The following is a 10,734-nucleotide window of genomic DNA, read 5'->3' on the forward strand; positions in this document are numbered from 1 at the left end:
GAGGAGGCGCGGGCGGCGCGGGCCGGCGCGGCCCCGGTGCACCGGGCGGGCCGGGTGCCCGGGCGCGGCAGCGGGGCCGTTCGCGCGGCGCGCCGCCGCCGCTGCCGGTGGCCGTCGCGCTGGCCGTCCGGGCGGCCGACTTCGCCGGGCTGGCCCGCCACGGCCTGTTCGGCCGGCTCGCCTTCCGGGAGTACCTGCGCCGGACGGAGTCCCAGCTCAGGGCCCTGTGTGCGGAGGGGGTGGAGGTGCACCTGCGGGTGCTCGAACCGGCCGACTACGAGGACTACTGCAAGGCCTACGGCTTCGATCCGGCGGGCGCGGCCGCGCGGGTCGCGTTCGCGGCCGACCCGGAGCTGGCCGGCGAGCCCTTCGTCTACGCGGGCGAGCGGCTGGCCGGGCTGCTGCCGCTGCTGGCCGACGACCACCGGGCCCGGGTGCGGATCACCATCGCCTGCGGCGTGCTGCTGACGGCGGTCGGGGAGGGCCCGGCCGGGCAACCCCGGCTGGTCGCGGTCATGCGGTACGTCACCGCGGTCTACCTGGCGCTGGCCGAGGGCGCCGGCGAGGGGCGCCACCTGCTGACCCTGCGCTGCCACGGGCCGGAGGACGGCGAGGAGCTCACCGCCGCGGCCGAGGTTCGGAGCGTGGCCGGCCGGCTGTCCGACGGCGGCCGGGAGACGGAGGCGTTCTGCGTCACGCTGGCGGCGGGCGCGGCCGCCGGCGGCGCGGGCGCGCTGCTGCTGCACGGCGACCCCGCGGTGCCGGGCGGCCAGGTGGTGCGCGGCTGGGCGCTGGCGGACGGACGGCTGCGGCCGATGTCCGGCCGGGAGGTGTCCGACGCGCTCGCCGACGACGCCGGCCGGGGCCTGCCCTTCCCGCCGGGTGCCGTCCCGCGGCCGGGGTTCGTCCTGCCGGACCTCCCGGAGCCGGAGGGGGGCGGGCCCCTGGGCTGACCAGGTGCTTCAGGCCCCCGTGTCCACCATGCGGCGCTGGGGACTGTTCATCGACCGCCTGTTCGGGGAAGATTTCGGGGAAGATCAACAGCAGAGGCCGGCGGTGCCCCACGCCGCCGTCTCCGCCGCTCCGCCCTGAACCGCGCACCGCAGGTCCTCCCCGCGCACCGCCGGTCCGGCGAGCCCGACACCGAAAGGGGGGACGCATGAGCCGGATCGAGTACAGCGCGGAGATCGCCGAGCTGCTCGGCAAGGTGCGACGGCGTCCCACCGCGGGCTGGCCGTGGCGACCCGGCGAGCACGTGCCCGCCGGGCTGCCGGTGAAGCAGTCCTGGGGCTGGCTGTTCGCGCCCGACGGCCGGGTGCTGACCCTGGTCAACCCCCGGGACGGCATCGTCTCGCTGCCCGGCGGCTCGCTGGAGCCCGAGGACGAGGGCGACCCGGGGTCCGCCCTGGCCCGCGAGGCGGCCGAGGAGGCCCAGGCGCTGATCGGCACGCCGCACTACCTCGGCTACCTCTACGACCGGGTGGGTTCGGCGAACGGCGGCCACGAGTGCGCTCGGGTCCGGATGGCCGCGGCGCTGCGGGCCGTCGGCCCCAGCGCACCGGACCCGGCCTCCGGGCGGCACTACCGGCGGCTGCTGGTCGCGCCCGGCCTCGCGGTCGAGCTGCTCGGCTGGGGCGCGCCCGGCCTGCGGCAGGCGCGCGCGGCGGTGGCGGCCGGCGTCCTCCGGCTCGGCGTGCCCGCCGCCGCCAACGAGACCATCGAGGAACTCCCGGTCGAAGGCTGCGAAGTCTTCCCCGGCCCGGTCCACCCCGGCGCCGGCCTCCCGGGCGGTGCGCCCGGCGCTGTCTCCGGCCATACGCCCGGCCATACGCCCGGCCATACGCCCGGCCATACGCCCGGTCATAGGCCCGGCCGTACGCCCGGCCGGGTGCCCGGCGGTACGCCGGGCGAGTGAGGCGCGTGGGCGCAGCCGGCCGCGCCGCCGGCGCCTGACCAGCGCACATTCCACCGCCCGCAGGGCAGTTCACCCCGCAGTTGTCAGACCGACCGTCAATTGTCTTGGCATGACCGCTTCCCGTGATACCTACTGCCTGGTATCACATCTGTGACGCACGTCACTCGTTGGAGGTGTCATGCTGCGCCCCACCCGCTCCATGTCCGTGGCCGCCCTCGCGGCCCTCCTGACCCTGGCCCCCATCGTCACCGCCTCGCCCGCCCATGCGGCCGGCGTCAACTACGCCGCCCTGGGCGACTCCTACGCCTCCGGCCTCGGTGCCGGCAGCTACACGAGCGAGAGCGGCAGTTGCAAGCGGAGCACCAACGCCTACGCCTACCTCTGGAAGAACGCCCACGCCCCGTCGTCCTTCTCCTTCGTCGCCTGCTCCGGTGCGAGAACCGGTGACGTGCTCAACAACCAGCTCTCGGTGCTGAACTCCGGTACCACGCTCGTCTCCATCAGCATCGGCGGCAACGACGCGGGCTTCGCCAGCACCATGCAGACCTGCGTGCTGGACTCCGAGAGCGCCTGCCTCAACGCCGTCGCCACCGCGAAGAACTACGCCAACAACACCCTGCCCGGCCAGCTCGACCAGGTGTACGCGGCGATCCACGCCAAGGCCCCCAACGCCCGCGTGGTCGTGCTGGGCTACCCCCACCTCTACAAGATCGGCGGCAGCTGCATCTTCGGCATCGGCGACACCAAGCGCTCGGCCATCAACAGCGCGGCCGACGTCCTGGACGGCGTCATCGCCAAGCGTGCCGCCAATGCGGGCTTCGCCTTCGGCGACGTCCGCAGCATCTTCACCGAGCACGAGATCTGCGGCTCCAGCACCACCTGGCTGAACAGCACCACCCTGCCCATCGAGGAGAGCTACCACCCGAAGGCCTCCGGCCAGTCGGGCGGCTACCTCCCGGTGTTCTCCGCGCAGGCGTAGCCCCGCCGGCGCCGGCCCGCCCGGCGCCGGGTGCCCGCCGGTCCCCGCGCTGCGTTCGCGGCGGGGGGACCGGCGGGTGCGGCGTTCCACCGCGGCGGCGCCCTGCCGCGGGGCGTCCTGGCGCCGGGCGGTGCTACCGCCGGGGCGGGAACGGGATGCCGGCGAGCACCGGCAGCAGCTCCCGCTCCTCGTGGGCGAGATGGGCCTCCAGCTCGGCCGAGAGCCGGGCCAGCTCGGACCGGAACCGTTCCGGCTCGGCGACCGGGATGCCGGTGAGCAGCCCGGCCAGCTCGTCCTTGATCCGGCCGATCGCGCGGTGCTGCCCGCCCAGCCGTTCGAGCGTCTCCCGCAGGTGCGGGTGACTGCGGGCCAGGGCCGGGAAGATCGCGGCGTCCTCACCGGTGTGATGATGTGTCAGCCCCTCGCAGAGCGCGAGGCAGTGCCGGCGGATCTGCAGTCCGAGGCCCGGCGCCCGGCCGTCGCCGGCCGGCCCGGCGGCGAAGTGCGCCTCGGTCTCCGCCCGGACGTGCCGCAGTTGGGCGCGCAGCCAGGTGTGCACCTCCAGCAGCTTGTCCGCGAGGCTGGTCACCACGCGCGGCTCGGCCTCGGGCCGCGTCAGGACCACCACCGGCAGCAGGCGCGTGGTGTGGGCCTGGTAGTCGCCGTAGCCGGGGGCCACCCGCACCACGGCCTCGAACAGCCGGTCCCGCCGGGCGCCCTCGGCCGGCACCGCGACCGCCTCGAACACCTCCGTTCCGAGCTCCACCCGCACCACCGGCCGGGCGAGCAGATTGCGGTACCACTGCGGGTGGTCGGGTGCCCCGGCCGCCGAGGCGACCACCAGCAGCAGGCCCTCGGCGCGCACGTAGCCGAGCGGCACGGTGTGGTCGCGCCCGGACCGGGCGCCGGCGGTGGTCAGCAGGAGCAGGTCCCCGCCCGCGAACGGGCCGCCGACCCGTCCGGCGTTGGCACGGAACTCGTCAATGATCGTCTGGTTGAAGGACATGGGCATACGCCTGTGGGGTTCTCCGGACACATGGGGAGTGGAGGCCGCGGCGGCGCACCGCTTCCGGCGCTGCAGGCATCAGGACGACGCGAGCGCGCGGGCACCGCCGCGGCCGCTGACGTCAGACAAGGGGAGCGGAGTGGTTGCTCATCGCGCATCGTCCCTCTGGGAAAGGTGCTCGCCCGGCTGCCGGCCGGCCCACTTCTCTTTGGCCGGCGCCACGCTGCACGCCTGACATGACAGCATCCGTCCGGGCCGCGTGTCAACGAGCAGGATCACCGGAAAACGGGTGGCCGGCGGTGCGGAGGTGACGAATGATCACGCTGTGGAACGCATCGTGGACCTGGACGACGCGGCCGCCGAGCTGACCGCACGGCTTGGCCGGTGGCGGGCCGTCGGCCTGGTGGCCGGTCCCGTCACCTGGCGGGACGGGCTTGCCCCGTGGCCGCAGCCGATCGAGACGGACCGGGCCCGGGTCACGGACCCGGACTCGGTCGGCATCCAGCTCGACGGACCGGAGGAGTCCGTCCTGCTGGTGGTCCTCTGGCGGGGCGGCTGGGCGGACGTGGACTGCCTGGTCGGCGACGAGGTCGCGGCGCTCCCGGCGCAGGGCATCACCTCGGCCGCGGTGTTCGGCGAACGGCTCGACGGGTGGGTGCAGCAGGTCTTCGGGCGGCTCTGGGTCTGTCTTCGAACCCCCGCCCGTCCGGGCGCGCGGAGGGCCGGGCCCGCCGGTCCCTCCGGAGCGGCGGCGGGCCCGGCCCCGGCCGGGTCAGTGCAGGTAGGAGGCCAGGCCGGCGGGCTTGAGTCCGGCCGCTTCGGCGGCGGCGAGGGCGCGCTGGAGGTCGGTGGCGAGGGTGTCGGTCCAGTGCATCAGCACGACGTCGCCGGGCGCGAGGGTGCCCTCGTGCCAGATGTTCGACGCGCCCCAGCTGAAGTCGGCGTCCGCGGTGAGGACGGTGCGGATGCCGCAGTTGGCGGCGGCCTGCAGGGTGTCGGCGTTCCAGGCGAAGTACGGCGGGCGGAAGACGGCCGGCGCGGTGCCGAAGGTCCGGGTCAGCGCGTCCCGGGCGTCGCAGATCTCGACCTGCTGCTCGGCCGGGGAGAGCTTGGTCAGGTCGGCGTGCGAGACGCTGTGGTCCTGGACGGACGAACCGGGGGCGGCGGTGACGCGCCGGAAGAAGCCCGGGTCGGCGGCGGCCGGCATCGGCAGCGGGAAGGCGGTGATCGGCAGCTCGTGGTCGGCGATGAACCGCTCCGCCTCGGGGGTGCGCTGCCAGCCGTCGTCCACGGTGAAGAAGACGACCTTGTCGCCGGTGGCGACCGAGCCGGAGGCCGTGGCGGGCGCGGGCGCCGGGCCGTCCACCCGGACGTCGTCCACGGCGAACGGGCCCTGCTGGTACCAGCCGTGGACGTAGAGCCGGACGGTGCGGGTGGCCGGGCCGGTGGTGAAGCGGGTGGTCAGCTGCTGCCAGCCGCCGTTGGTGGTCGCGGTCCAGGCGGGGGCGACGTCGCGGCCGGTCCCGGTGGCGCCCAGGTGGACGTAGGCGCCGCGGACCCAGGCCGAGGCGGTGTAGGTGGTGTCGGGCTGGACGGAGACGGTCTGGGCGCACTCGCCGTCGGAGTGGTCGCCCGCCGGGGTGACGGCGAGGGCTGATCCCCCGGAGTGCGGGGCGGCGGTGGTGACGCCCGCCTCGGCCGGGCCGCCGGTGCAGTGCCAGCCGGGGACGCTGCCCCAGTCGGCCAGCGAGGAGGCGGGGATCTCGAACCCGGAGTTCGTGGCCAGGTTGACGGCGGGCCCGGCCGCCCCGGCGGTCGCAGCGAAAGCGGAAGCGGAAGTGGACGCCGCGGCCGAGGCGGACGCCGGCGCGGCGAGGCCGCCGACGGCGAGCAGCGCGGCAGCGGCCGGCGCGAGCAGGCGCGCCGACGCGGGCAGGCGCGCAGACATGGGCAGGCGTGAGGACGTGGGCAGGCGTGAGGACGTGGGCAACTGAGGACTCCTGCGTGGGGGCCGTGGGGGCCGTGGGGGAAGGGGACAGCGGGGAACACGCCCGTGGGAGAGGGCGGGTGGAACGGGGTGGAGCGCTCCCCGAGGGACGGGAGCCGCCGGCGTGCCGCACTTCGACCGTGGCAGAACAATGGACTGGACCACTCGGATCGTCAAGGGAGCGGCGGGTGAACCGCGGATGACCGTCCCGCCGTCCCGGCGGCCACCAGGCGCGCCGCCAACGGGACAAGACGCACCGTCAGGGCGCGTACAGCTCCTCGATGTCCTGCGCGTAGTACTCCGTGATCGCGGACCGCCGCAGTTTCAGCGAGGGCGTGAGCAGCCCCTGGTCCATGCCGAACTCCCGTGGCAGCAGCCGGAACGCGCGGATCGACTCGGCCCGCGACACGGCGGTGTTGGCGGCGGCCACCGCCCGCTGGATCTCGGCGTGCAGCTCCTCGTCGCCGAGCACCGCCCACGGGTCCGCCTGCTCGCGCCCGTGCGACTTCAGCCAGTGCGCCAGTGCCGGCGGGTCCAGCGTGATCAGCGCGGCCACGTACGGGCGGTCGTCGCCGACCACCAGGCACTGGGAGACCAGCGGATGCGTCTGGACCCGCTCCTCCAGGGCGCCGGGGGCGAGGTTCTTGCCGCTGCTTGTGACGATCAGGTCCTTCTTGCGGCCGGTGATGGTGAGATAGCCGTCCTCGTCCAGGTTGCCCAGGTCGCCGGTGCCGAACCAGCCGTCGTACAGCGCCTCGGCGGTGCAGCGCGGATGGTTGAGGTAGCCGCCGAAGACGCCCTGGCCGCGCACCCAGACCTCGCCGTCGTCGGCGATGGCCACCGTGGCGCCGGGCACCGGCCGGCCGACCGTGCCGATCTTCTGCCGCCCGGCTGGGTTCGCGGTGATCGCGGCGGAGGTCTCGGTGAGGCCGTAGCCCTCGTACAGCTGGAGGCCGAGGCCGGCGAAGAACAGCCCGAGCTCCCGGTTGAGCGAGGAGCCGCCGCACATCACCCCGCGCACCCGGCCGCCGAGCGCCGCCCGCAGTCGCGGGTAGACGGTCCGCTCGTACGCGAGGTGGCGCAGCCGCAGTCCGGGGCCGGGACCGGGGCCGTGGCCGAGCGCGCGCTGTTCGCGGGCGGCGGCCCACTCGACCGCCACCTGCCGGGCCTGTTCGAAGAGTTCGCCGCGCCCGGCCTCCTCGGCGGCCCGCCGGGCGGCCTGGAAGACCTTCTCGAAGACGTAGGGGACGACGTGCAGGAAGGTCGGCCGGTAGGAGGCCAGCGCGGGCAGCAGCGCTTCGGTGGAGACCTCGGGGATGTGCCCGATCCGGAAGCCGGCGCGGACCGCCGCCACCTGCACCATCCGGCCGTAGACGTGCGCGAGCGGGAGGAACAGCAGGGTGGAGGGCTGGCCGCCGCCGGTGTCCCGGAAGATCTCGCCCCAGCCGTCGAGCAGGGCGTCGGCGGCGGCGGCCAGGTTGGCGTGGGTGAGCAGGCAGCCCTTGGGCCGGCCGGTGGTGCCCGAGGTGTAGACGACGGTGGCGACGTTCTCCGCCGTGACGCCGAGCCGCTGGCGGTGGACGAGCGAGTCCGGCACCCCGCGGCCGTCCTCGGTGATCGCGGCGACGCAGCCCCGGTCGAGCTGCCAGATCCCGGTGAGGTCCGGCAGTGCGTCGCAGACCGCGCCGACGGTCATGGCGTGGTCCTCGTCCTCGACCAGGCAGGCCACCGCCTGGGTCTCGGCGAGGATCCAGCGGACCTGTTCGGCCGCCGCCGTCGGGTAGACCGGGACGGGGATCGCGCCGATCGACCAGAGTGCGTAGTCGAACAGCGTCCACTCGTAGCGGGTGCGGGACATCAGGGCGACCCGGTCGCCGTACCGGACGCCGCGGGTGAGCAGGCCCTTGGCGAGCGCCAGCACCTCGTCCCGGAAGGCGGCCGCGGTGACCTCGTGCCACTGCTCGCCGGAGTCGTCCCGGCGGGCCGACTGGACCAGCCCGGGCGTGCGGTCGGCGGTGTCGTAGAGCGAGTCGGCCAGTCCGCCGCTGACCGGGGGGCCGGCCGGGGCGGGGGAGCTGAACTCGCGCACCTTGCCCCCGATCCCCATTGCGGCCCTGCCTGCCGGGCCCGTACGGGCGGCCGGATCGGCGGAGCGCGCTGACCGGTCGGGCAGGTGGAGCGAAACTATCGGATTGCTCTGTCACTGCCCAGGGGTGTGACCGTGACGCGACGAGATCGGCACATGCCCGTTGGGGGAGTGCCGCACCGGGGGAGGCGGTGAACGGGTGCCGAGCCGGGTGAATCCGGGGCGTCCGGGATGATCCGGACACGATCCGGGGACGGTTGCGGTGGTGATCCGCGTGCGAATCTGACGTGCTCCTGACGTGATCGGGGCCGGGGGTGGAGAGGGCGGGTTCGACCCTCGAACGAATGGTCAGGGCGTAGTAGGCTCTCGCAGACCTGCGGCGGGGGCCACGGTCAGACCCGACCGGTCTGTCGGCCACCCGCCCGCCGGAACCGCTCCGACCGACCCGTCCCGACCGACCGCTCCCGCCACTCGACCGAACCGCTCGAACCGCTCCCCGTCCGCGCCTGGCACTTCCCGACCGAGGACTCCATGCGTCTGCGCAGCAGCTCGATCCGCGCGAAGATCATCGCGCTGCTCCTGGTGCCCATCGTCGCGCTCACCGCCCTGTGGGCCTACGCGACGCTCGCCACCACCGGAGACGTCTGGAGTCAGCTCGAGGTCAGCAGTACGTACAAGGAGTTCGGCACGCCGGTCGACCAGTACGCGTACGATCTGCAGAACGAGCGCCGGGCCGCCGTCAAACGGCTGGCCGACCCGGCCTCGCGGGCCAACCGGGACGCCTTCGAACACGCCCAGGCCGTCACCGACCAGCGGCTCGCCGCGCTGCGGCAGAAGAAGGACGAGGGCGGCGGCAAGCTCGACGCCGCGCAGCGCGGCCGCTACGTGCAGATCCTCGCCGCCGCCGACCAGCTTCTCCCGCTGCGCGGCCAGATCAACCGCTCGGCGCTCAACTGGGAGTTCGCACTCGGCCAGTACAGCGACCTGATCAAGCCCACCTTCGGCTTCCGGTCCGCCTTCGTCGCCCGCCAGAGCGGCCAACTGCCCCGCCAGGGAACGATTCTGATCGAGCTGGCGCGGGCCCGCGAGTACCTCGCGCAGGAGGACGCGGCGATGGAGGGGCTGCGCACCGCCCCCGGCCGGCCCACCGCCGAGCAGTACCAGACCGCGCTCGACGCCCTGCACAACCAGCAGGCCCTGTTCACCGTCTACATCGCCGAGCTCGAACCGGCCGACCAGACCGACTACATCGCGCTGCGCGGCGGCGAGGCCTGGGCGGCGCTGGCCCGGGCCGAGGCCGACTTCCTCGGCGCGGGCGGCCCGGACCGGGTGGTCCAGGCGATCAACGGCGACTCCTGGCGGGAGACCGCCGACCGGGCGCTGGGCGACCTCGCGGCGATCAACTCCCGCCTGGCCGCAACGATCGGCGACCGCGAGCACGCCTACGCGATCGGGCTGCTCTGGCGCGGCGGCATCGCCGGTGCGATCGGCCTGGTCGCCGTCGTGCTGTCGGTGCTCATCTCCTACCGGATCGGCCGCGGCCTGGCCCGTGAGCTGATCGGCCTGCGCAACGCGGCCAACGAGCTGGCCGGCACCCGGCTCCCCTCGGTGATGCTCCGCCTGCGCAAGGGCGAGGCCGTGGACGTCGCGGCCGAGGCGCCGGAACTCGAGTTCGGCCCGGCCGAGGTCGGACAGGTCGGCCGGGCGATCAACGCCGTGCAGCGCGCCGCCGTCGAGGCCGCCGTCGAACAGGCCGAGCTGCGCCGCGGCGTCTCCGCCGTCTTCGTCAACCTGGCCCGGCGCAGCCAGGTGCTGCTGCACCGCCAGCTGACTCTGCTGGACACCATGGAGCGCCGCACCGAGGACCCGGCGGAGCTGGAGGACCTCTTCAAGGTCGACCACCTCACCACCCGCATGCGCCGCCACGCCGAGGGCCTGATCATCCTGGCCGGCGGCTCGCCGGGCCGGGCCTGGCGCAAGCCGGTGCGGATGGTGGACGTGGTCCGCGCCGCCGTGGGCGAGGTGGAGGACTACGCCCGGGTGGGCGTCCGGCCGTTCCCGGGCACCGGGCTGCTGGGCAGCGCGGTCGCGGACGTCACCCACCTGGTGGCCGAGCTGGTCGAGAACGCCGCGGTGTTCTCCCCGCCCAACACCCAGGTGACCGTCCAGGGCGAGGTGGTGGCGCACGGCTTCGCGCTGGAGATCGACGACCGCGGCCTCGGGCTGAGCGAGCAGGCGCTCGCCGAGATCAACGAACGCCTCGCCGTGGAGCAGGAGTTCGACCTCACCGACACCGACCGGCTGGGCCTGTTCGTGGTCAGCCGGCTGGCCCGCCGGCACGGCATCCGCGTCCACCTGCGGCCCTCGCCGTACGGGGGGACGACCGCGGTCGTGCTCATCCCGCGTGAGCTGCTGGCGGAGGCGCCGGACGGGCTGCCCGAACCGCCGCCGGCCGGTGCCGGCGCAGGTGCAGGTGCCGGGCGGCGTCCGGCGGCGTCCGGGCGGAAGGGACAGCGCGACCTGGTCGCGGTGCCGGCACTGGCCGGCCCGGACGGGCCCGGCGGCGGCGCGGCCGAGCCGGCTCCGGACGGCCGCAGGACCGGCGGCGCCGGCACCGGCCAAGGCGGCCGCCACCGGGTGACCGGCGGGCCGCGCCCGTCCGTACCGCCAGTCGCCCATCGGCGCGTACGCCTTGGTGGCGAGCACGGTCCGCTCGCGGCGGCCGCCGCCCTGGGCGAACCATCTGCCGATGATCTCCTCG

6 protein-coding genes and 1 pseudogene are annotated in these 10,734 nt (G+C 74.9%); 4 read left to right on the forward strand and 3 right to left on the reverse strand.

What is annotated here, in order from left to right; translation table 11 throughout:
- The 3 genes from ABZ885_RS28195 to ABZ885_RS28205 all read left to right on the forward strand — a co-directional run.
- The coding region (locus tag ABZ885_RS28195) for a hypothetical protein (RefSeq protein WP_360194367.1) at positions 1-953 on the forward strand (953 nt) is incomplete at its 5' end.
- 206 nt (positions 954-1,159) lie between these two features.
- Positions 1,160-1,915 (forward strand): hypothetical protein, encoded by a 756-nt coding sequence (locus tag ABZ885_RS28200; protein WP_360194370.1) that lies wholly within the window; start codon positions 1,160-1,162, stop codon positions 1,913-1,915.
- 199 nt (positions 1,916-2,114) lie between these two features.
- Complete coding sequence (locus ABZ885_RS28205; protein WP_360194379.1) at positions 2,115-2,894, forward strand: SGNH/GDSL hydrolase family protein; 780 nt, start codon at positions 2,115-2,117, stop codon at positions 2,892-2,894.
- A 133-nt stretch (positions 2,895-3,027) separates the two neighbouring features.
- Here ABZ885_RS28205 and ABZ885_RS28210 read toward each other — a convergent pair whose 3' ends face one another.
- The 3 genes from ABZ885_RS28210 to ABZ885_RS28220 form a co-directional block, all read right to left on the reverse strand.
- Positions 3,028-3,906 carry a nitroreductase/quinone reductase family protein gene (locus ABZ885_RS28210; RefSeq protein WP_360194373.1) on the reverse strand — a complete coding sequence of 293 codons (879 nt, stop codon included), beginning with the start codon at positions 3,904-3,906 and terminating at the stop codon, positions 3,028-3,030.
- Positions 3,907-4,672: 766 nt separating this feature from the next.
- Positions 4,673-5,848, reverse strand: coding sequence for a polysaccharide deacetylase family protein (locus ABZ885_RS28215; RefSeq protein WP_360194375.1), 1,176 nt, complete (start codon positions 5,846-5,848; stop codon positions 4,673-4,675).
- Between the two features lie 298 nt (positions 5,849-6,146).
- Complete coding sequence (locus ABZ885_RS28220) at positions 6,147-7,994, reverse strand: long-chain fatty acid--CoA ligase (RefSeq protein ID WP_360194376.1); 1,848 nt, start codon at positions 7,992-7,994, stop codon at positions 6,147-6,149.
- 510 nt (positions 7,995-8,504) lie between these two features.
- Here ABZ885_RS28220 and ABZ885_RS28225 point away from each other — a divergent pair.
- Positions 8,505-10,319, forward strand: a pseudogene (locus ABZ885_RS28225) (nitrate- and nitrite sensing domain-containing protein); the annotation flags it as partial.
- Positions 10,320-10,734 lie beyond the last annotated feature (415 nt).

The sequence above is a fragment of the Kitasatospora sp. NPDC047058 genome (genome assembly GCF_040643935.1).
GTDB lineage: Bacteria > Actinomycetota > Actinomycetes > Streptomycetales > Streptomycetaceae > Kitasatospora.

Coding starts and splice junctions, on each gene's coding strand:
- ABZ885_RS28200 (WP_360194370.1), top strand. CDS start 1,160: ATGAGCCGGATCGAGTACAGCGCGGAGATCGCCGAGCTGCTCGGCAAG.
- ABZ885_RS28210 (WP_360194373.1), bottom strand. CDS start 3,906: ATGCCCATGTCCTTCAACCAGACGATCATTGACGAGTTCCGTGCCAAC.
- ABZ885_RS28220 (WP_360194376.1), bottom strand. CDS start 7,994: ATGGGGATCGGGGGCAAGGTGCGCGAGTTCAGCTCCCCCGCCCCGGCC.
- ABZ885_RS28205 (WP_360194379.1), top strand. CDS start 2,115: ATGTCCGTGGCCGCCCTCGCGGCCCTCCTGACCCTGGCCCCCATCGTC.
- ABZ885_RS28215 (WP_360194375.1), bottom strand. CDS start 5,848: ATGTCTGCGCGCCTGCCCGCGTCGGCGCGCCTGCTCGCGCCGGCCGCT.